This window comes from Dyadobacter jiangsuensis (assembly GCF_003014695.1).
Lineage (GTDB): Bacteria > Bacteroidota > Bacteroidia > Cytophagales > Spirosomataceae > Dyadobacter > Dyadobacter jiangsuensis.
Genome location: NZ_PYAS01000002.1, coordinates 36,906 through 58,291 on the forward strand (window position 1 = coordinate 36,906; position 21,386 = coordinate 58,291).

The window sequence follows — 21,386 nt, forward strand, 5'->3', positions numbered from 1 at the left end:
ATTTTTTCAAGACAATCTTTCCCGGGATAATACTTTTTTAATATGCCCGTTTAATAGGTACGCGTTACTGCCACCCCTAAATAGCTTATTTTTGCTATCGCGTTTTTGAATTCGTTATGATTCCCGGAAACTTATTGTTTTATCTATCGTCTTTGAAAAAAGGTCAGGGTTAAATATGCCACACTTATGAGAATAACACTACTATCCTTCTCTTTCTTTTTCCTTATACTTTCAACCATTGCTTCGTATGGGCAGGGGCTGTGTGACCGCGGCGGAGGCGATTTTGAACTTGATAAATACGAGGGATGCGCACCGTTGACCGTCAATATTACGAATAAGGTTCCCAATCCGATCTTAATTGGTTATAATGGCAATTATGACGGCAAATCGTTGAATCCCAGCTTTGTAGAGGTTTCTTTTACGGTTTACAACAATCCCGGAACATTTATTTTTTTACAACAGGCGGCAATTTCCACCGGTCGGGTGTATGCGTGTAAAACGGTTAAAGTCAGCGAAACGCGGGGAATCGGTGCGACCTATTCCTCTTGTGGCGGCGGAAAGATCATCATGGTTCTGACAGACGATGCGATCCTGAGAGCTTATGATGAAGTTGAAATTAAGTGGGGCGACGATGAAACTGTCAAATGGCAGAAAGGAGATGCGCTTAGATTTGAACATACTTACACGAGCGTTGCTACCAGCCCAACAGTGATGATCACAGGCTTGTATGCAGCTGGGAAGGCTTGCAACAAAGGCGCTACCGCCAACCTGGCGATCAAATTTGATCGCCCCCAGCTTAATGAGATTCAGGTGAGTGCCGTGGACATGCGTATTGATGGCACGATTAGAGTAACTTACAAAGGAGTTGCCGGAATTCCAACCAACATTCAGTACAGTCCGGATGGAAGTACATACGTTACTTCCGGAAGACGTTCATCGGGGGGGACCCAGCCTTACGATATTAAGGGAATGAATCCAGGGCAGAGTTATAAGGTAAGGCTCTCGTCCGAAGACCTGTGCGCAGGCAGCACCGAAACGGTGCCGGTAAGTACGATGACAATGACAGGAACTTCTGCGGACGGGTCCAATACGCTGAAATGGAATCAGTATCCTGATGCGTCTGCATTTGACGGTTATGATCTGCTTCGCGACGGGATAGTCATTAAAAGTTTCACTGCGATCGGTGAAACAACTTACACCGATAATGATGTAGAATGCGGCTCATTCGCTGAATACCAGATTATAGCGAAGTTGAAGACTGCAACGTCCACGTCGGCGCCTGTGCCTTTGAAAGTAGCAACAGGTAACGCCAAACCACTCAGCGGTGGCTCTGTTTCGGTGCTGGATAAAAGCAGCGTGGCTATCAAAGCGGAGGTTCCCGGCGCGGGCCCGAATACCTCGTACGAATTAACGATCGAGCGGGCAGAGGCGGGTAGCACATTGTTCAAGAAAATCATCACGCTTTACAACCAAAGCGATTACATTGACAACGCTGCCAAAACGGAGGAGCTATCTTATTGTTACCGCATGAGTTATGAGAACTCGTGCGACCAGAAAGTACCCGCATCGGAACCGATTTGCACCATTCTTTTGAGTAAAAAATTGACAACGCTTAACTGGACCGGCGATAACCCGATCCTGGGTGGTTTTGAGGATTACACGGTTGTTCAGACCGCATCAGGAGGAGCTTCTGAGGATATTCCTGTGCAGAAGAATACCAGCTACACGGTGAAAATGAACAATCAGAGTGCCCTGGAATATAATTTCCTGGTAAGGGCGGTTTCGCAGGATGGCAGTTTTGAGAGTTTATCGAATATCATCAACTATCGCCGCAGCGCGGGCGTTTTCATTCCCGACGCATTTACCCCGAATGGCGACGGTTATAATGATATCCTGGAAGCGAAATCGGAGCAATTGCAGTCATTTAATATGTCGGTAATGAACCGCTGGGGAGTGGTCGTTTTCCACTCCGACGACATTGCCAAAGGCTGGGATGGAACTTTCGAAGGAACCAATGCGCCTGTGGGTTATTACTACTACAAGATGACTTTCGTCGACGACATCAATCAAACTGTTGAAAAAAGCGGTACTTTTATGCTTTTACGGTGAGGAACTATTTCCGTAAAATAAGTTTTTTCAAGTTTTAAACTTAATAAGTACAGCTATGTTTGGAAATATGGCGGACATGATGGGCCTCATGGGCAAAATGAAGGACCTTCAGTCGCGTATGAAAGAAGCACAGGAGCAACTGGTATACATCACCGAAACCGCCGAATCGGGTGGGGGAATGGTGAAGGCTACGGTTGATGGTAAAAGAAAGCTGCTTAGCCTGGATATCGATAAGGATATCATTAATGCTGACGATAAGGAAATGCTGCAAGATCTCATTGTAGCGGCAGTGAATAAAGCCAATGAGAACATCGAATCCAAAATTCAACAACATCTGCAAAAGGTAACGGATGGCGTGCTTCCCAATATTCCAGGGTTGGATTTGGGCAGCTTTATGAAATAACCGAATACCGAATGACTCCCTCTGTTGCGATTGTAATCCTGAATTATAACGGTCAGCATTATCTCGAAAAATTTCTTCCAAAAGTCATTGAGCATTCCGGAAGCCACGCGATCTGGATTGCCGATAACGCCTCGACAGACCATTCGCTCGAATGGCTGAATACGCATTACCCGGAGATAAATACACTCACGATCAGCGAAAACAAAGGCTATGCGGGAGGTTATAACGATGCGCTGAGACGCGTTCAGGCCGATTATTACATTCTGCTTAATTCCGACATTGAGGTTACTGAAAACTGGATTACTCCTGTAATCGCGTTCATGGAGTCGGACCCGCTTATTGCTGCCTGCCAGCCCAAAATACGTGCATACGACCTGCCTACGCACTTCGAGTACGCCGGCGCGGCGGGTGGTTATATGGATTACCTCGGTTATCCTTTCTGCCGCGGGCGCATTTTCGATACCAGGGAGGAAGATCTTGGCCAATATGACGATGAAAAGGATGTGTTTTGGGCCACGGGCGCCTGCCTTTTCGTACGTTCGTCGGCATTTCACGCCGCTTCGGGCTTCGACGAGTCGTTTTTCGCCCATATGGAGGAGATCGACCTTTGCTGGCGGCTGCTGAATATGCGGTTTCGCATTACCTATTGCGGCAAGTCCACTGTTTACCATGTCGGCGGCGGGACATTGCACAAATCCAATCCGAAGAAGACGTTCCTGAACTACCGCAACAACCTGATCATGCTCTTCAAAAACCTGCCGAAAGGCCGCAGGTGGAAAACGGTGTTCATCAGGCTGGTGCTCGATGGCATTTCCAGCGTGCGGTTTATGGCCACAGGGGCGTGGCCCGACGTTTTGGCGATTGTAAGGGCGCATTTTGCTTTTTATGCGATGATCCCGGAGCTAACACGTAAGATTCCACGGACCCGGTACCGGGCGCCGCTTTATTACAGAAGTGTTGTTTGGGAGTATTTTGTGCTCGGGAAACACAAATTCGGCAAGCTCACCGGCATCGAACCGATTAAAGCTCCCAGATTGTAGGACTGTTATGCCGGCGCCAATGCTGGTGCAAGTCCATCCAGAATGCCAGTACAAGGTACAGGATAATGGGCGAGCCGAAGGTCATGAAAGTGGCATAGATGAAGTATTTCCGGATGCTGCTCGCCGGGAAATTGAGCTTTTCTCCTAGTTCTGCACAAACTCCAAATATTTGGTTTTCAACGAAATACCTAAACTTGTTCATACCTGCTTTTTTATAATTGCCTCATAATTAGCGATTTTCGCCCGGATATGCAATTTTGCCGTGTGAAATTTGCTTTAAATGAGCCAAAAAGGCAAAATACCGCTTGCTCGTTAAATTTTCAAATTCTTTAATCAAATAAATTGTTTTACAAACAATTTTTGTTTCTTTGTGATTGAAGAATTTGTAAGTTGTTCATTATAATCAAGATGTCTTCGGGAGAATTTCCAAAATTTCTTTTGCTAATGCGTTGAGCCTCCCTCAATTATTTGGTATAGCCATTTCGACTTTTAACTGAAACGCCTACATATCTTCTGTATTTTCACCTTATTTCAATTTTTTTATTTCAACTATTATGCCAACAGGTACTGTAAAATTTTTCAATGAAGCTAAGGGATACGGCTTCATCGTGGAAGACGACACAAAAAAGGACATTTTTGTCCATGTGACAGGATTGGGAGGACTTACTATCCGTGAAAATGACCAAGTAGAATACGAAGTCGTTGAAGGAAAAAAAGGACTTAACGCTGTGCAGGTAAAAAAGATATAATTGTATTTTTTTTGCAAGAGAAATTAAAAATGCCGCTAGTAAGCGGCATTTTTAATTTACAAGCTATTCCACCCAGGACTTCACGTCGTCCAGCAGCGGCATTTTTTCATCTATTTTGAGCTTTTTGCGCATTCCCCCCAAATCGTTGAAGATTTTGTTTGGATTCGCACTTTTCAGTTGCTCGATCGTCAGAATATTCATTTTCTGCAAAGCTGGCACCCACACCGCAGGTACGCCCGCAGTCACGTAATCAGCCTCTTTGGCAACCTCCGCTTTCTTTTCAGGGCGCATTTGCGGGAAGAAAATCACTTCCTGGATGCTGGCATTGTCTGTCAGCAGCATAGTAAGGCGGTCGATACCGATACCAATACCCGCGGTCGGCGGCATACCGTATTCCAGCGAGCGGATAAAGTCGTCGTCCATCTCCATCGCTTCGTCGTCACCCTTTTCTTTCAGGCGGAGCTGGTCTTCAAAGCGCTCTTTCTGTTCGATCGGGTCGTTCAACTCGGAGTACGCATTAGCCACTTCGCGACCATTCACAAACAGCTCGAAACGTTCCACCATCCCTTTTTTGGTACGATGCTTCTTGGTCAACGGCGACATTTCAACCGGGTGGTCGATAATGAAAGTAGGCTGGATGATGTTCGACTCCACTTTCTCTCCGAAAATTTCGTCGATCAGCTTGCCTTTGCCCATGCTTTCGTTCACTTCCATTCCCCATGCACGGCATTGTTCGCGGATTGCGACCTCGTCCAGCGTTTCCACGTCCAGGTCGGTGTATTGCTTGATCGCGTCGGTAATGCTCAACCTCGGGTAAGGGCCTGCAAAATCCAGCTCTACATCCCCGAATTTCGCTTTGGTAGTGCCATTCACGGCCAAAGCCACTTTTTCGAGCACTTCCTCGGTCATATTCATCATCCAGAGGTAATCCTTGTAAGCCACATAAAGCTCCACAGTCGTGAACTCAGGATTATGCGTACGGTCCATTCCTTCATTACGGAACAGTTTTCCGAATTCATAAACACCTTCAAAACCACCCACGATGAGGCGTTTCAGGTGAAGCTCGGTCGCGATACGCAGGTACAGGCCTAAGTCGAGCGCGTTGTGGTGCGTCGTGAACGGACGTGCGGCCGCACCCCCATGAATGGATTGCAATACCGGCGTTTCCACTTCCAGCCAGTTGTTCGAATCGAAATACGAACGCATGGTAGTGATGATCCGCGCACGTTTGATAAATATGTCGCGTACTTCCGGGTTCACGATCAGATCCACGTACCGCTGGCGGTAACGTAGTTCGGGATCGGTAAAACCGTCGTGTACATTGCCGTCCTCGTCGCGTTTTACGACCGGCAACGGGCGGAGCGATTTGTTCAGGATCTTGAACTCCTGCACGTGGACGGAGATCTCACCGGTTTGTGTCGTGAAAACAAAACCCTGTACGGCAATGATATCGCCGATATCGAGCAGTTTCTTGAAAACGGTGTTGTACAAAGTCTTGTCTTCGCCCGGACAAAGATCGTCGCGGCGGAAGTACAGCTGGACACGTCCTGTGGCATCCTGGAACTCGGCAAATGCAGCGCTTCCCATAATGCGGAAGCCCATCAGCCGGCCGGCCATCGTCACGTTTTTATAGTCGATCTTGTTGTTTTCGTAGTTTTTAAGAATGTCGGCCGCGTAGGCATTTACGACAAATTCTTCCGCAGGATAAGGCTCAATGCCCATTCGCATGAGTTCCTCGCGTTTTTGACGGCGCAGTATTTCCTGTTCGCTCAGTAGCATCTTACAGCAATGGATTGGTAAATGGAAGTAGGTATTCCAAAAGAGTGCGCAAAACTACTACATTTTGTGCTGAATAGCGAGTAAAGCGGCCGTTAAGATGCTGTAATGGCCGGTGGGACATTATTTCTGGCACGCTATTAATGTCTTGCTTATATTGTAGATCGGAGCGAACTGTTCCCTTTCATCAACAGCGCTAAACCTCTTCGTTAGATGTCTCAAAAGGTCTTAAAAGTCATTGGTATCGTCGCTCTGGTTTGCGCCCTGCTCTTTGGGGCGATCGAACTCTGGGTTTATAAAAACAGGGAAAAACTTTTCCTGAGCGCTAAGGAGCTGATCAATGAAAACCTTAACGGAAACCTCGAAATAGCCGATTTTAAATTCAGGCCATTCTACGGCGGCTTGGGGCTGAACTTCACACTATACGATATTAAGCTCACCGACACGCTTTACAACGTTCATCACAAACCGTTTCTTGAGGCCGGTAGAATTCACGTCGCGATCGATCTCCGTCGCATTCTGTCGGGCGATATACAGGTAAGAAACCTGGTGTTGGAAGATGGTGCGCTCAAAATGTTTGTTCAGCGGAACGGGTATTCCAATGCCTCCATTTTCAAATCGGAAGCACAAAAGAAAAATAAGTCACAAAAAAGGGACCCCGACGAAATTCTTCAAAAACTGGGGAATATCCGCTTTGTCAACTTTGCGGTCGCGTATTCCGACTCGGTAAAGGAAAAATACTACGGGGCGCTTTTTCATGACGCTACGAACATCGTCGAACGGACCGATTCGAGCACGAATGCCAGCTTTACCGGATCAGTGCTTTTCAATGGGTTGACGTTCAGGGTGGAGAAAGGTGGTTTTCTGATGAACCAGGAAACGACGCTGGCCCTGGCTTTGGGTTATGACGAAGATGAAAAGAAACTTAAAATTTACCCATCGACCCTTGAAAGCGCGACGCACGATAAGATTGGAATCAATGGCGTCTTCGATTTTTCGGATACGATCAAAATATTCCACCTTAATTTCGAGGCAAAGGGAATAGCCGTGAAAAATGCATTGCCATTGCTCAATCAACGCCTGCAAAAGCAGATCGATTCGATCGGTATTCAGACGAATGTGGATACGCAGGTCAAGATAGCCGGAATTTTAGGTCGGCCGGGACTCAAACCACAAGTAGATGTGCATTTTGAAACGGATACTTTTCGTTACAATCTTCCGGTAGGCGTGCTGCGCAAAATGAAAGCTTCCGGCACATTCACAAACCGCGCAGACACGACCAAGCTTGCTGACGTATTCAATTCGAGGCTGATAGCGCCCAAGATAACCGGCTTTTTTGAGACAATACCGTTTGCATTCAAGCTCGTGGTCAACAATTTCCGAAACCCGCGCGCTCAAATCGACGGCCGCATCGAGGCCGATTCCACCAATTTGGGCGCATTGCTCGATCCCGGACGTTACCGATTCAAAAACGGCTCAGCGAAGATCGACTTTCATTTCAGCGGCAGCCTGAAAAAGTTTTACAATGCCGGTAAGGACAATTTCGATGGCAAAGTCTCGGGCAGGGTCTCACTCAAAAACGTCGCGATGGATTATCTCCCGCAAAAGGTGCGGATCAGCAAAATCAATGGTGATCTGACATTTAATGAAAAGGTGATGGTAATGCCTAATCTCCGGTTTTATGACGGGCAGAATATGTTGTTCGTACGCGGGACATTGGTGGACCTCATACCATACCTGTTTGGCTCACCGAAGCCGTTGCGCGCGAATGTGGATATCAATATCCCCGACTGGCAACTCAATTGGCTCGAAACCTTGCTGGCGGCAAAGGGCAGCAGCAGGCCCCAAGCCCGAAAATCGCTTAAACTCTCCGAGCTGCTCGATAATGCGATCGATAAGATGGAAATCGTGGCCAAGCTGGATGCGAAAAAGTTGCGGTACAGGCATTTCACCGGCCGCGACGTGAAGGGCCAGTTTACGATCAGCAACAACGCGGTCCGGATCGAGTACTTTACGTTAAAAGCATTTGGTGCAGGAAATGTCCGGCTCTCAGGTGAAATGGAAAACTCAGGTTCCGGAAAACTGCCGCATTTGGCGGTTCGGGGAAAAATCGCGAATGCAGATGTGCATTCCGTTTTTTATTCGTTCGATGATTTCGGCCAAAAAGCGCTTACCCATCAGAATCTGAAAGGCATACTCAACACCGATTTCAACTTTGAATCCACCCTCAATAACAATGTGAAGCTCGTACCATCGAGCATGAAAGGCCTGCTGAGGATCGATCTGACGAACGCTTACATTATCAACTTCGAGCCGTTTATGAAAATGAAAAAGCTGATTTTCAAAAGGCGGAATTTCGAACGTGTCAAATTTGCCCCGATCCGTAACGACTTCCGACTGACCGGGCAGGAAGTGGAAATAGCGCCAATGGAAATTGAATCCAATGTGCTGACGCTCTACATTGACGGTATTTATAGTTTCGGTAATAAAACCGATATCAATATTCAAATCCCGCTTAGTAACCTCAAAAAGCGTGATTCAACCTACGTTTTGGACCCCAATAATCCCGAAAAAAGGGAAGGCTCGAAAATATTCCTCAGGGCGGTCGATGAAAACGGAGAGGTCAATATCAAACTCGCCTTCCGCAGAAAGAAGAAGGATAAATCGAAAGACGAGGAGTCCGAGGTCAAAAAGCTGGAAGATATCGAGCGGTGACGGTTACTCCCGCTCGTTGCTGAACATGTAGCCTACCCCCTTCAAAGTTTTGATATAATTATCGCCGAGCTTCTCGCGCAGTTTGCGGATATGCACGTCGACGGTCCGTTCGAGTACATAAATATCCGCGCCCCAGATCTTTTGCAGAAGCTCATCGCGGCTAAAAACCTTATTCGGCGTCTGCGCGAGGAAGAAGAGCAATTCAAATTCTTTTTTAGGCAAAACAGTCGACTTCTCGCCGCCCTGGGTTACTGTATAATTCTTCCGGTTGATCGACAAATCGAGGATTTCGATTGTATCGCCCGACTCCGCTTTTTGCGCTTCGCGACGGAACAATGCATTGATACGGCTCATCAATGCACGCGGCTTGATAGGCTTTGTAATGTAATCGTCGGCACCCACCTCGAACGCCGCCACCTCCGAATACTCCTCGGAACGGGCTGTCAGAAAGAGAATGTAGGTGTTTTTGATATCCGGGTTTTGGCGCAGAATCCTGCCGGTTTCGATGCCGTCGAGTTGAGGCATCATGATATCGAGGAGGATGAGGTCCGGCACGAATGCCTTGGCGATGTCGATGGCCTTCTTCCCATTGGAAGCAGTTAGTACCGAATAGCCTTCCTTGGTTAAGTTATATTCTAGCAATTCAACTATGTCGGAATCGTCGTCAACTACCAGTACTTTCGGAGCCGAGTTTGCAGATTTAGCAGTGCTCATTGTTTTGATGATTAAAACACGATTCGAAATTAGCAGATGTGATGTTCACATTACATGAGGAAATCTAATATTAACATAAACATAACATCAGCGAAAAGTAGTTCGATAGACTCCGCCCTGCTCGTTGGTGATCAGCATATCGGTATTGTTCAAAAATTCGATGGCCTCGGTTTGCTTCCTTGAAAAACGGAAACAGCCCTTTGGTTTGCTGAAATCGATGTTGTCACCGGCCGTTTCGAACAGCAATACTTTCCCATAAGTCAGCAACGCGAATGTTTTACCATCCGGACTGATGGCCGCCGACGTAACCTGCGCATTGATGCGGATACTGTCGCTGGCCGCGATGGTATGCTCGCCTGGTTGCGTGGGGAGGCGGTACATTTTCACCCATTTGTCCTTGCCCCAGTTTTTCGAAAAAAGATACAAACTTCCCTGATGATAAAAAAAAGCCTCGCAATCGGTGGGCGCCGACTGGTAGCGAAAAGTAATGCGCTCGCTGTTATTACTTTCGGGGTTGAAACGATAAATGTCGAGAACCTTGCGCTGTGAGGCATTGTTTCCGAAATCGCCGATGTAGAGATTGCCGTTGTTGTCGTGTGTCAGATCTTCCCAATCGATGTTTTTGGCATTAGGAACGGCTTTTGTATCGAGTAGTTTGCCGTTCAGGTCGAACAGGTAAAGTTCCGGTTTACCGCCGCTGTCGTTGTGTGTCCAGAAAGTGTCAGGCTGCTTGCCGCTAGCCAGTCCCGAACTTTCCGAGGCTACTGCGGGAAGCTTTCCTATTTTGCTATTTTTGTAATGCGCTTTAACTTTCTTAAAATCATTGGTTCTGTGATCGGGTTGACAGGTACAGAACACCGTTTTGACCGCTAACCACAGATATATCAACTTGTTCATGAATTCAACGTTGCGTCCTCTTCCAAACAAAGATAACGAAACCCCCGTGTACTTAAAGCTCGCCAGCTCGCTTGTGGCGCTCATTGCGACGGTATATATTCTTTACGTACTCCGCGAAACGATCATCCCGCTGGCATTCTCGATCTTGCTGGCGATCCTGCTGCACCCGGTTTGTGCATGGCTGGAAGTGCGGAAAGTACCGCGGATAGGGGCTATTCTGCTAAGCATTCTTGCGCTGTTTACGGTAATTGTGATCCTGGTTTACGTCGTTTCGATGCAAATAGGCAGTTTTGCGGAAGAGCTTCCCCGCATTACGGAAAAAGCGGAGGCAATCCTGGACGAAACGCTCACAATGGGCGAACGCTACCTGAACATCAGCCGCACCCAGCAGGTAAGTGAAGCCAAGAAATACCTGATCAATGCATTGAGTGAAGGCCGTGCCGTGCTGCTAAATACGCTTGTGACCACAACCGGCGCTATTTCCACCTTCGTGCTGATCCCGCTGTATATATTCTTCTTTCTGCTCTACCGCGATTTTTTCAGGATGTTTGTTCACAAAGCCATCCGCAGCGTTCCGAACGAGGAATTGAATATGTTGTTGAAGAAAATTTATGAGGTGATCCAGAGTTATCTCTCCGGTTTGTTCCTCGTGATCCTGATCGTGGGCGTGCTCAACAGCATTGGGCTGCTGATTTTAGGCGTTCCGCATGCGATATTCTTCGGGTTCCTGGCTGGTTTCCTGATCCTCATACCCTACATCGGCATCCTGATCGGCTCAATATTGCCGGCTTTGTTGGCCATTGTAACCATGGATTCGCCCTGGTACGCGGTGGGGGTAATAGGGGTAATGAGTTTCGTGCAATTTCTGGAAGGAAATCTCATCACACCGCATATTGTGGGCTCAAAAGTGAGCGTAAACCCCTTAGCGGCGATCGTCGCATTGTTTCTGGGCGGACAGCTCTGGGGGCTTTCCGGTTTGATCCTAGCCTTACCGGTTACCGCCATACTTAAAGTGATCATGGACGCTGTTCCAAGCCTCGAACCTTACGGATTCCTATTGGGAGAGCCAGTGCACGAAGTAGCGGAAGAAAAGGCGGATATGGCCAGAGAGCAGGCTGCCACAAAGGAATTCAAGAAAAAACCCTATCGCCGGCACCGCAACAGACCGAAGAAAAAGCCGGAAGGTGATGTGCCTCCTGCACCTGCTGGATAAGTTACCGGGTTATTTTTCCACCGCTACTTTCTCCACACTGATACCCACACTGATGATAAACGGCAGCGGGTTCTGGCGCATGGACTGTGAAATCGTAAATGTGTAGGTACCTGAGCGGGGGAAGCGGTAATTTTTCAGGAAAGGGATTTTATGGTCGAACAAATCGCCCAGGCCATGGCCGTACGGTTTGCCGGTGGTTTCATTGGAAATAAAAACCTCTTCGAGCGTATTGGAAATAACCTTTCCGTCGGGCCCGGAGAAGTTGCGGGTGATGTAAAGGTTGTAATAAGGGTATTGCAGCGCATTCCGCAGCACATAATACAGGTTATAAGCCTGCGTGGTGTCGGTGATCTCTACCTTGAACGAGGGCTTATTTTTAATATACCAGAGTCCGTCATCAATATCCTCGTGGGCTTTGTAGACGACATTTTTATCACAACCTGATAAAAGGGACACAAAAAAAACGACGACAGCCAGTCGGATGAACTTCATGAAAGACTCTGATATGTTGAATTGCAAAAGTACCTGTTTATCGTTTTTATAAACTGGTTTGTTCCGTAAAATAACGACTCAGCCATGAATTCGAAGCCGGAATTTTCCATCGATTCATCCACTGGGCCTTGGTAGCTACCTGGTTATCGAAAACCGTGGTGGTCGGCAGGATCGTTTCGTTGATCACCGCCTGCTTGATCTTCGGTACGGGGATGGTTTTTACCTGGTCGTTCTCGTCGACGTATGCGAGCGAGCGGTCGAAGAAATCGATATTCATCCGCTGCCCGATTTCCTGCAACCAATGCACCGACTTGTCGATCGAGCAGCCGCTCGGCAGCTCGTCGCGTTCGTCCACGGCGATCACAATGAAGCGGTGTTCAAATATTTTTCCGGATGCGGTGAGTGGTTTGCCGTGTGCTTCCCAGGTGTCCAGCGAAGCCTTGAGCGTTTCGGTGATAATTCCTGTTTCTTCCGAGGTGAGTTCCCTGTTGGCCTGATACACCCAGACCCGGGATTGAAAATCGATATCACTAAAAGGGATGTACATGGTTAAAAAGGGTTAAATGCCGGTCAAACGGTTTACTGTATGGGTACCTTAAAACAACCGTGCTAGCAGCATAGTTCTGACAATAGCTGGTTACAAACCTTTTGCCTGGGCGATGAGTTCGGCCAGGTCGTATACTTTCACCGACTGTTCTTTTTCTTTGTTTTTAACGCCATCGGTCATCATGACCATACAAAACGGGCATGCCACGGCTATCGTATCGGCGCCGGTTTGCAAAGCTTCCTCGATCCGTTCGATATTTACGTCCTTTTTGCCGGGTTCGGGTTCTTTGAACATCTGCCCGCCACCCGCGCCGCAGCACAAGCCTTTGGTACGGCAACGCTTCATTTCGACCAGATCCGCATCCAGCGCTTCCAGCACATGCCGGGGCGCTTCGTACACATCGTTCGCACGGCCAAGGTAACACGAATCGTGGAAAGTAATCTTTCTCCCTTTGAACGCCTCGCCTCCCTGCAAGCGCACACGCCCGGCATCGATCAGTTGCTGAAGGTATTCCGAATGGTGCAAAACCTCGTAATTCCCGCCTAATGCCGGATATTCATTTTTAAGGGTATTAAAACAATGCGGGCACGCCGTGACGATCTTTTTGACATTGTACATATCCAAAACCTGGATATTCGACATCGCCAGCATTTGGAATGTAAACTCGTTACCCGCTCGCCGGGCAGGGTCGCCGGTACAGCTCTCTTCCGTCCCGAGTACCGCGAATTTCACCCCGGCACTGTTGAGAATCTTCACAAAAGCGACCGTCACCTTTTTATAGCGGTCGTCGAACGAGCCGGCACAGCCTACCCAGAACAAGACTTCGGGAGTCTCGTTGTTGGCCGCCATTTCGGCCATTGTAGGTACCCGGTATGCGATCTCACTCATATTTTCAATGCATTTATGACGCTGTTGAATTGCCTTCTGGGCCGCTATCCGTCACTGCGGAAGCCCAGTTGAATCGGTCGCCGGGCGAAAACTTCCACGGTGCCTGGTTGGTATCGAGGTTTTGGAACATCATATTCCACGATCCCGGCGCGTGCGCTTCGTCCATGACCTTATGCCTGCGCAATTGCAGGATAATGTCTAGCGGATTGATTAGCACCGGGCATTCCTGCACGCATGCATTACACGTCGTACACGCAAGGAGTTCTTCCTCCTGGATGTAATCGCCAAGCAGGCTTTTGTTATCATTGACAAATTTCCCCTTGTTCGCCAGCATATTACGGCTTACGTCTTCCAGGCGGTCGCGCGTGTCCATCATGATCTTGCGGGGCGACAATTTTTTACCGGTGATATTAGCCGGGCAAGCGGCAGTGCATCGCCCGCATTCGGTGCAGGAATAAGCGTCCATCAGGTTTTTCCAGGTCAAATCCGCCACATCCTTTGCGCCGAAACGTTCCGGAACCACGGCATCTGCCGGCTGTGTTTCCAAACCCAGCATGATTTTCACCTCCTGGGTAATTTCAGGCATGTTCTTCATCTCGCCCTTGGGTTCCAGCCGCGAGAAATAGGTGTTGGGGAACGCCAATGCAATGTGCAAATGCTTCGAATAGGTGAGGTAAACCGCAAAAACGAATATTCCCAGAATGTGCACCCACCATGCAATGCGCTCATAGGCGATCAATGCACCTTCGCTCCAACCCGAAAACAGAGGTTTTAACCATTGACTAATCAAAAAATCGCCTGCAACCGGGTAATGTGCGCTGCCAAGGTCCTGTAAAGCACTATCGGCGGCATTCATAGTGAGGATCGCTATCATTAAAACGATTTCAAAAACCAGGATCAGCTTGCCGTCGAGCTGAGGCCAGCCGGTCATTTCGCGATGGCGTGAGGGTTGGAAACGCTCCACTTTGAGAATACTTCGCCGGATCAGGAAAATGGAGCAGGAAATAAGCACACCCAATGCAAGTAGTTCAAAAAAGCCGATGAGGACGCCGTAAAAAGAACCTAGCGGCCCTGCAAAGATCCGGTGCGTGCCCAAAATGCCGTCCAGGACGATTTCCAGCACTTCGATGTTAATCAATATAAACCCGGCATACACCGCGAAATGCAGGAAGCCGATCAGCGGACGATCGAACATCTTTTTCTGCCCGAAAGCGACCCGCATCATAATCGATAGCCGTTTGCCGGGCTGGTCAGTCCGGTTCTCCTCCTTCCCGAGCCGGATCGTCCTGCCGATAATGCCGACCCGCCGGGAAATCAGCCAGGCTACTGCACCGAGGGCAGCTATGAAGATGGTTTGCTGTATAATCGCCATTGCGAAATAGGGCTGGTTTAGTATGCAAGCATACTAACAAAGTATGATAAAAATGTAGTTCGGCGCAAATGGAACAGGTATAAATTAATGTATGGAAAGATTAAATGACATATAATCAGGATGATACGTAATTTAGAAAAACTATTTCAAAAATATTTGCCAAAAATATTTGCAAAGCCAAAACAGACATCTATTTTTGCAGTCCCAAAAGGTACCAACTGAAACGGTGATGTAGCTCAGTCGGTAGAGCAATAGACTGAAAATCTATGTGTCGGCGGTTCGATTCCGTCCATCACCACTCCAAAATGCATTACGCCTTGACAGTCAAATGTCGAGGCGTTTTTGTTTTTAGTGCTTTCAGATTTGAAAAAATAGGGGATCGGCTTGAACGGGTTTGAGTGATTTTTGTTTAATACGCTATAAAAGAGCCAAATCCGACATTTCCTGCTAGCCGTCATGACATTTGAATTTACCGCCGGAGCCGGCTTCGATTTTCTGAAAGGGTTTTCCGAACAATTTGGTGCACACGTCAGCGGAAATAAGCTGGGGATACCCGGGCATATGGGGCAGGGAAATATCAGGAGAATCGATTTCAGCGACAATTTTAAACTGCTCATTCATCAGTACACTTTGCATGAGGATTTTGTGCTTAGGCGAAGGGCGCCCGAGGCGGTGAGCGATCTGATCACGATCATTTTTTATAATTCTTCACTCCCGAATAATCAGTTGTCTAACCGCGAGGTGAGTTTTACTTGTACCAAACTCAATACGGCTTCGGTAGAAGTTTCGTCAAATGACCTCAATTCGGAGATTCGGTTTCCGGGCGGGCGGGAGATTTATTTTACTGTGGTGGGCATCAAGGCGGCACTACTTGCCGAATTGCTCGGGCCCACCGATCCGAATGAGTTGATCGACAGGGTAACGAATGGGAACAGCACTTTTTTGTACCATTTAATGATGGTTCCTGAATTTGAAAAGGCGCTCAAAAGCCTCGCCGAAGCCGACGAAGCCGATCCATTGAACCGGTTTTTCTATAAAGTGAAGGCCCAGGAGTTGCTTTATCATGTTTTTTCGAAGCTAGCGAAGCGGGAGAATAAGAAACAATGCCACCTCAACAACCAGGATGTGAGCAGACTGATGACGGTCCGTGACGCCCTGGTGGCCGACCTCTCGGAGCCTCCTCAACTGCGCGATCTGGCAAAGCTCGCAAACATGAGCGAGACCAAATTGAAACAGCTTTTCCGGCAAATCTTTGGCGACAGTATTTATAATTATTATCAAACGGTGCGGATGGATGAAGCGGCGTCGATGCTGCGCCATCCCGGGGTGTCGGTTTCACAGGTGGGCTACCAGCTGGGCTTTTCCAACCTGAGCCATTTCAGCAGGCTTTTTGCCAAACATCACGGCAAGGCTCCCAAGCGCTATCAATCTGGCGGATAGGACTATTAATTTGCCATTTCCGAATATTTTGTTCCTTCTCTGGAAAGTAGTTTTGCTCTATCAATTTAATCTGAAAAAGAAAATGAGCAAGTTACTGTCTGAATACCAGAAAGATACCTTTGAATTGAAGAACCGTCTGGTCATGGCTCCTATGACGCGGTCGAGAGCTATCGGCAACCTTCCCAATGACCTCATGGTGCAATATTATGCACAGCGCGCCGGCGCCGGGCTGGTTGTTACGGAAGGAACCGCGCCGGCGCCCGAAGGATTGGGTTATGCACGGATCCCCAGAATTTTCAGCGATGCGCAAACCGACGCATGGCGGAAAATAGCCGATGCGGTACAGGGGCAGGGAAGCCGGATTTTCATGCAACTTATGCACACCGGGCGTATCGCGCATGTGCATAACCTGCCCGCGGGCATCCGCGTGATCGGAGTGTCGGACATCCCGGCTGCCGGGCAAATGTGGACCGACGAGGAGGGCATGCTCGACCATTCGGTACCGGAAGCATTGTCGACCGCGGGCGTGGAAGACGTTATCAATGAATTCGTAAAAGCCGCAGAGAATGCCGTGGAGGCGGGTTTTGATGGGATTGAGCTGCATAACGCGAATGGCTATCTGCTTGAACAGTTCCTGAACCCGAATGTGAATAACCGGACGGACCGTTTTGGCGGCTCCATTGAAAACCGTTCGCGGGCGGTGCTGGAAATTGCTCGGAAAACCGCCGCAGCAATCGGAAAAGACAAGGTAGGCATTCGTTTCTCTCCTTTTGGGACCTATAATGACCTGCTGCCTTACGACCGGGCGGAAGTTCAGAAAACGTACGAATATCTGGCCACGGAACTGAACGCGATCGGAATTACCTACATTCACATTTCGCTAACGCCGGATCTTGATAATGAGACTCTGCAAATTATCCGCCGGCAGTTTTCGGGGACCATTATTTTGTGTAACGGCTTTACATCTCAAACCGCCGAAACTGCGCTGGGCGAAGGTATTGCCGATCTGATCGCATTTGGTCAGCCGTTCCTCGCCAACCCGGATCTGGTAACGCGGATTGAAACCGGCGCCGCATTGAATGCCCCTGACTACAAGACATTTTACACCGCGGGAGAGACAGGTTACATCGATTATCCTTCATTGACGCTAGCCGATAAATAATCCAGAGGAACCATAAATCGGCCTTTTTAAATGAAGCCGCGCTTTATCGTGCGGCTTTTTTCTTTCCGTCCCATCGCGTAATTTGCCGGCGGCTCAATGGCCTCCCTCTCAGAAAATTCACGGACGACTTACCGTCGTCATCCCGGCACCTGATATCGTAACCTCACCCGCAGGAAGTACCTGTGCGGCCTATCTGTATTTAAAGGCTTCGACAACTCAGAGGAATCATGCATTATTCCAGGGAGCAACTAATTGTACTGTTTACATATCTGCCCGTGCTCGTGGCAGCGGTAATGGCTATGATGCGTTACCGCAAGGCCGACCGCCCCATGAAACTCCTTTGCTGGCTGATCTTCTTTGCATTGCTCATCGAGAGCATTTCGCGCATTTTCTGGTTTTTCAAAGTATCCAACCTGTTTCTGTGGCCTATCTACATTACCGTGGAATTTGCATTGCTGACATGGATGTATAGCCTGGTCCTCGATCAAAAGTGGCTGACGGCTTCGCGGGGCTGGATGCTGGGGATATTTACGGCTATTGTTCTCGTGCGTGAGCTGGGGCAGCCCGGCCAGTCGGTATGGATCGATAATGCGGGGCGGTCGATTGAGAGTGTAGTAATCATTATTCTGGCACTTGCTTATTTCTATAAAGTTTTTCAGGAATTGAAAGTACAAAATCTGTTGCTCGAGCCTTTCTTTTGGGTGTCGGCGGGGTTACTGCTTTTCTTTTCGGGTAACTTCCTGATTTTCATATTTATGAATTTCATTTTGCTGTATTCTAAAAATCTGAATGACCAGATTTGGGTGATCCATGCGCTGATGAATTATATGCTGTACATTACTTACGCCATCGCATTATGGGTAGGCCGGGGGAAATAGAGTTTGCGCAACTGCTTTTCGGTGGGATCGGCATTATGGTGATGATGGCCCTTGCGATCGTCATTTTTGTGCTGCTTTACCAGCGGAAGTTGCATTTTCAGCAAAGCCGGCTGCACCAGATGGAGATGAGCCACCAGAAAAGGATTCTTGAATCGATCGTGGCCTCACAGGAGAACGAGCGTGAGCGCATCGCGCGCGACCTGCACGACGAGATTGGCGCGTCCTTGTCGGCGGTCCGTTTGTTTGTGAACCAGATCCAGTACGAAAAGTCGCCGGAGGAAATGAAGGGTCTCGCGGCGCGCTCAGGGCAGATTATCGGAGATGTGGTGAAAGATGTAAGGCAAATTGCTCATAATCTGTCGCCGGTAATTATTGAAAATTTCGGTTTCGCAGGCGCTGTAAAAATCCTGTTAAACCGGATGGAGGATGCGGGAATGGATATCCATTGTACGATCGACGACCCGGCGGAGGTACTTTCGTCGTACCAGCAGTTGGTCTTGTACCGCATTATCCAGGAGGTGATCGGTAATGTGGTGAAACATGCCGAAGCCAGTGAAATTATGTTTGATTTGCACCATACCGGCTCACAGCTGAGTTTGCTGATGAGCGATAATGGCAAAGGGTTTGATATGCATTCCGGCCCGAAAGCCGCAGGGATGGGAATGAGCACGATCCGTACCCGAACCGACCTGTTAGGCGCCAAACTCGAACTGAGTTCCGCTCCCGGTGAAGGCACCCGTTTTAAAATTGAAATGCCCGTTTAACATTTTCTCAACGATCACATTGAAACCGGTTAAAATAGCAATAGCGGACGATCACAAGCTGTTCCGCCAGGGATTAGGCCAGATTCTGGCCCGGAACGAAGATTACCAGGTAGTTCTGGAAGCCGCTTCCGGCGAGGAGCTTTTGGAAGAAATAAGCAATGCCGAGCCCGACGTGGTGCTGCTGGACCTTTTCATGAAGGGAATGGATGGGAAAGAAGTTGCAGGTCTGCTCTTAAAGCAATATCCCGATATAAAAATCATCATCCTCTCCATGAACTACTCCCCCGAGCACATATTGCAGCTCATGCGTGTAGGCGTGCACGGCTACCTGCCCAAAGATATCGACCAGGCCATTCTCAGCGATGCGATCGGGCAGGTTGTGTCGAAAGGGTATTATATCAATGACGACATTGCGCAGGTAATGCGGCAGGGCTTGCAGGCGGGGGATATCAAACCGACGCGGAGCAAAGTGGCTATCCCTTCTTTGAATGTCGGCCTCACCGATCGCGAAATGGAGGTGCTGGCACTCATTTGCAAAGGATACAATACGGCCAAAATCGCGGAGGAGCTTTTTATCAGTTACCGAACAGTGGAAGGCCACCGTAAAAACCTGCTTGAAAAAACGGGGGCGAGCAATTCGGTCAGCCTGGCGATATTTGCGGTGAAATATCAGTTGCTCGATTTCTAGCCGGGTTATCGGTGTTAAATACGGGCAAATACCCGTAAATCGGTAATGCGGTCGCGATAAGTTTCCAGGAATTCGCAGAAGCGGGCGGTTTGCTCCTCCTGATAAGTCAGATCTGCCATTTGATCATACTCTTCCAGATAAACATCCTTAAAGTCGGTGATCACATAGCGGAGGCTTCTGATCCCTTTCGCACGTAATGCGGGCAGGTAAAAGTTCTGGTGACTTTTGGCGAAGCTGCCTTCGCGGTAGTTGCCGGTAGTTTTAATATCCACGGCCAGCATCTTTCCGATTACATCCACATAGCCGTAAATGAGGCTGTCGTTCAGCTGGTATTCGCAGTATACCTGCGTTTTCAGCATGGGACGGGGCAGGTACGACCGCACTTTTGACAATATCTCCGGATCGAATGTCTCTTCACCAATGCCTTTAATCACCGCGTCTTCGAAAGAGGAGCCACGAAACTGCGCTTCCGTTTGCGGCATCGGTACGCGGTTAATACGGTCGAGGAGCTCCTGTTCATTGATATAACCGCGCTCAAACCGGTCGAAGCAGCTTAATAGGGATGGGTAAAGTTTGTATTTAACAGTGGTAGAAATCATTGGTTAACAACGTTAATCGGCATTCAATTTTTCTGTTGACCGAAATGGTATTGCAGCGATACCGCAATGAAGCTGAAAGTATCGTTCGGCGTGTCGCTGTATGATTCGCTTTCTTCAGGGTTGATCAGCCGTCGGCCCGATGTGGCGTCCAGCTTGTCGGTCCGCACGAAATAGAAACGGTATTCGAATGCAATTTTTAATTTTTCTAACAAAACATAGCTCACAGAAGTGCCGAGCGGCAGTATGCCTTCCCGCGTTTTTTTTATTCCTCTCGGCCCTTTGGCTGGCCCCCAGCGCAGGAAAAGCGGGTTTCTGGCGCTTTGCTCACTGTTGGTGAAGCGTAACAGACGGCTGTCGCTCAGATCATAGGCATTGGCACTGAACCAGATTTGTCCTAACCCGGCAAAAACCGAAACATGCGCAAGGCCGGGCTCTTTTTCGCAGAATTGCTCCGAGAGGTCCCATTTCACGAGGCATTCCGCAGTATTGTATTCATTCACAAACCAGGAATTGAAAAAGGCCCTTTTCTCGCCCCCAATACTTCCCGCATTGTAGTCGAGCTGAATGGCGAATTGTTTGTTGAGCGATCTTCCGATCCCTATACCGGCGATCCCGTGCATGGCCTGGGCATTGAGCTCGCCGTAAAACTGTGTGAGGCCGCACCGGAGGTCAAGAAACCAGGGTTGCGTGGCTCCGCGGCGGTAGTTTTTCTTGTCGCTGATGCCATTCGGCGAGCGGTAACGGACAGGCTGCGCGAGGGTCATGCCGGCTAGTACACAGGCGGTAAGGAGCAAAATGTAACGCATGGCTGGAATTGATCAGGATGAAATGTTTGTTCACCCATTGATACGTGCGCTTTTCGTTTTGGTCACCTTTTGTAGAACCAATAAGATGCCGGCCCGCCGTGCGATAACCGTAAATATCTGTTAGTTTTGCTTGT

Annotated in this window: 21 protein-coding genes and 1 tRNA gene; 12 read left to right on the forward strand and 10 right to left on the reverse strand. The window is 48.6% G+C overall.

What is annotated here, in order from left to right; genetic code table 11:
• Window positions 1-186: 186 nt before the first annotated feature.
• From CLV60_RS03335 to CLV60_RS03345, 3 genes are read left to right on the forward strand one after another with little or no spacing between them, the layout of a single operon-like run.
• A complete protein-coding gene (locus CLV60_RS03335; protein ID WP_106594004.1) occupies window positions 187-2,109 on the forward strand; it encodes a T9SS type B sorting domain-containing protein in 1,923 nt (640 codons plus the stop codon).
• Between the two features lie 55 nt (window positions 2,110-2,164).
• Window positions 2,165-2,512 carry a YbaB/EbfC family nucleoid-associated protein gene (locus tag CLV60_RS03340; RefSeq protein WP_211302183.1) on the forward strand — a complete coding sequence of 116 codons (348 nt, stop codon included), beginning with the start codon at window positions 2,165-2,167 and terminating at the stop codon, window positions 2,510-2,512.
• A gap of 11 nt (window positions 2,513-2,523) precedes the next feature.
• On the forward strand, window positions 2,524-3,552 hold the full coding sequence (locus CLV60_RS03345; protein ID WP_106594005.1) for a glycosyltransferase family 2 protein: 1,029 nt from the start codon (window positions 2,524-2,526) through the stop codon (window positions 3,550-3,552).
• Here the strand turns inward: CLV60_RS03345 and CLV60_RS03350 are convergent.
• A complete protein-coding gene (locus tag CLV60_RS03350; RefSeq protein ID WP_106594006.1) occupies window positions 3,533-3,754 on the reverse strand; it encodes a PspC domain-containing protein in 222 nt (73 codons plus the stop codon). The two genes, CLV60_RS03345 and CLV60_RS03350, sit on opposite strands and share 20 nt — an antisense overlap.
• A gap of 352 nt (window positions 3,755-4,106) precedes the next feature.
• Between CLV60_RS03350 and CLV60_RS03355 the strand changes: the two genes are divergently transcribed.
• Window positions 4,107-4,301: a cold-shock protein gene (locus CLV60_RS03355; protein WP_015813455.1), complete on the forward strand. Its 195-nt coding sequence runs from the start codon at window positions 4,107-4,109 to the stop codon at window positions 4,299-4,301.
• 63 nt (window positions 4,302-4,364) lie between these two features.
• Here CLV60_RS03355 and lysS read toward each other — a convergent pair whose 3' ends face one another.
• Window positions 4,365-6,080: a lysine--tRNA ligase gene (lysS, locus tag CLV60_RS03360; RefSeq protein WP_106594007.1), complete on the reverse strand. Its 1,716-nt coding sequence runs from the start codon at window positions 6,078-6,080 to the stop codon at window positions 4,365-4,367.
• 210 nt (window positions 6,081-6,290) lie between these two features.
• On the opposite strand from lysS, the gene CLV60_RS03365 reads away from it, so the two are divergent.
• On the forward strand, window positions 6,291-8,792 hold the full coding sequence (locus CLV60_RS03365) for an AsmA-like C-terminal region-containing protein (protein ID WP_106594008.1): 2,502 nt from the start codon (window positions 6,291-6,293) through the stop codon (window positions 8,790-8,792).
• A 3-nt stretch (window positions 8,793-8,795) separates the two neighbouring features.
• Here the strand turns inward: CLV60_RS03365 and CLV60_RS03370 are convergent, their stop codons facing one another.
• A complete protein-coding gene (locus tag CLV60_RS03370) occupies window positions 8,796-9,506 on the reverse strand; it encodes a response regulator (protein ID WP_106594009.1) in 711 nt (236 codons plus the stop codon).
• An 87-nt stretch (window positions 9,507-9,593) separates the two neighbouring features.
• Entirely contained in the window at window positions 9,594-10,403 is an 810-nt protein-coding gene (locus tag CLV60_RS03375; RefSeq protein WP_106594010.1) for a YjiK family protein, read from the reverse strand.
• On the opposite strand from CLV60_RS03375, the gene CLV60_RS03380 reads away from it, so the two are divergent.
• A complete protein-coding gene (locus tag CLV60_RS03380) occupies window positions 10,402-11,616 on the forward strand; it encodes an AI-2E family transporter (RefSeq protein ID WP_229210797.1) in 1,215 nt (404 codons plus the stop codon). The two genes, CLV60_RS03375 and CLV60_RS03380, sit on opposite strands and share 2 nt — an antisense overlap.
• A gap of 9 nt (window positions 11,617-11,625) precedes the next feature.
• Here CLV60_RS03380 and CLV60_RS03385 read toward each other — a convergent pair whose 3' ends face one another.
• The 4 genes from CLV60_RS03385 to CLV60_RS03400 form a co-directional block, all read right to left on the reverse strand.
• A complete protein-coding gene (locus CLV60_RS03385) occupies window positions 11,626-12,108 on the reverse strand; it encodes a gliding motility lipoprotein GldH (protein ID WP_106594011.1) in 483 nt (160 codons plus the stop codon).
• A gap of 46 nt (window positions 12,109-12,154) precedes the next feature.
• Entirely contained in the window at window positions 12,155-12,655 is a 501-nt protein-coding gene (locus tag CLV60_RS03390; RefSeq protein ID WP_106594012.1) for a hypothetical protein, read from the reverse strand.
• A 90-nt stretch (window positions 12,656-12,745) separates the two neighbouring features.
• Window positions 12,746-13,543 carry a (Fe-S)-binding protein gene (locus tag CLV60_RS03395; RefSeq protein ID WP_106594013.1) on the reverse strand — a complete coding sequence of 266 codons (798 nt, stop codon included), beginning with the start codon at window positions 13,541-13,543 and terminating at the stop codon, window positions 12,746-12,748.
• Window positions 13,544-13,556: 13 nt separating this feature from the next.
• Window positions 13,557-14,915: a 4Fe-4S dicluster domain-containing protein gene (locus CLV60_RS03400; RefSeq protein WP_106594014.1), complete on the reverse strand. Its 1,359-nt coding sequence runs from the start codon at window positions 14,913-14,915 to the stop codon at window positions 13,557-13,559.
• 225 nt (window positions 14,916-15,140) lie between these two features.
• Between CLV60_RS03400 and CLV60_RS03405 the strand changes: the two genes are divergently transcribed.
• From CLV60_RS03405 to CLV60_RS03430, 6 genes are all read left to right on the forward strand, one after another.
• Window positions 15,141-15,213 (forward strand) — tRNA-Phe (locus CLV60_RS03405).
• A gap of 158 nt (window positions 15,214-15,371) precedes the next feature.
• The gene (locus CLV60_RS03410; RefSeq protein WP_106594015.1) at window positions 15,372-16,355 is read left to right on the forward strand and encodes a helix-turn-helix transcriptional regulator; all 984 of its coding nucleotides are present in this window, start codon (window positions 15,372-15,374) and stop codon (window positions 16,353-16,355) included.
• Between the two features lie 82 nt (window positions 16,356-16,437).
• Complete coding sequence (locus tag CLV60_RS03415) at window positions 16,438-17,517, forward strand: alkene reductase (protein WP_106594469.1); 1,080 nt, start codon at window positions 16,438-16,440, stop codon at window positions 17,515-17,517.
• A 227-nt stretch (window positions 17,518-17,744) separates the two neighbouring features.
• A complete protein-coding gene (locus CLV60_RS03420; RefSeq protein ID WP_106594016.1) occupies window positions 17,745-18,395 on the forward strand; it encodes a hypothetical protein in 651 nt (216 codons plus the stop codon).
• Window positions 18,374-19,159 (forward strand): sensor histidine kinase, encoded by a 786-nt coding sequence (locus CLV60_RS03425; protein WP_106594017.1) that lies wholly within the window; start codon window positions 18,374-18,376, stop codon window positions 19,157-19,159. The genes CLV60_RS03420 and CLV60_RS03425 overlap by 22 nt, the downstream gene beginning before the upstream one ends.
• Complete coding sequence (locus CLV60_RS03430) at window positions 19,143-19,847, forward strand: response regulator transcription factor (RefSeq protein ID WP_170118706.1); 705 nt, start codon at window positions 19,143-19,145, stop codon at window positions 19,845-19,847. Before CLV60_RS03425 ends, CLV60_RS03430 begins: the two co-directional genes overlap by 17 nt.
• Before the next feature lie 14 nt (window positions 19,848-19,861).
• Here the strand turns inward: CLV60_RS03430 and CLV60_RS03435 are convergent, their stop codons facing one another.
• Together CLV60_RS03435 and CLV60_RS03440 are read right to left on the reverse strand one after the other, a co-directional pair.
• Window positions 19,862-20,446 (reverse strand): hypothetical protein, encoded by a 585-nt coding sequence (locus CLV60_RS03435; RefSeq protein WP_106594019.1) that lies wholly within the window; start codon window positions 20,444-20,446, stop codon window positions 19,862-19,864.
• A 23-nt stretch (window positions 20,447-20,469) separates the two neighbouring features.
• On the reverse strand, window positions 20,470-21,252 hold the full coding sequence (locus CLV60_RS03440) for a hypothetical protein (RefSeq protein ID WP_106594020.1): 783 nt from the start codon (window positions 21,250-21,252) through the stop codon (window positions 20,470-20,472).
• Window positions 21,253-21,386: the final 134 nt, after the last annotated feature.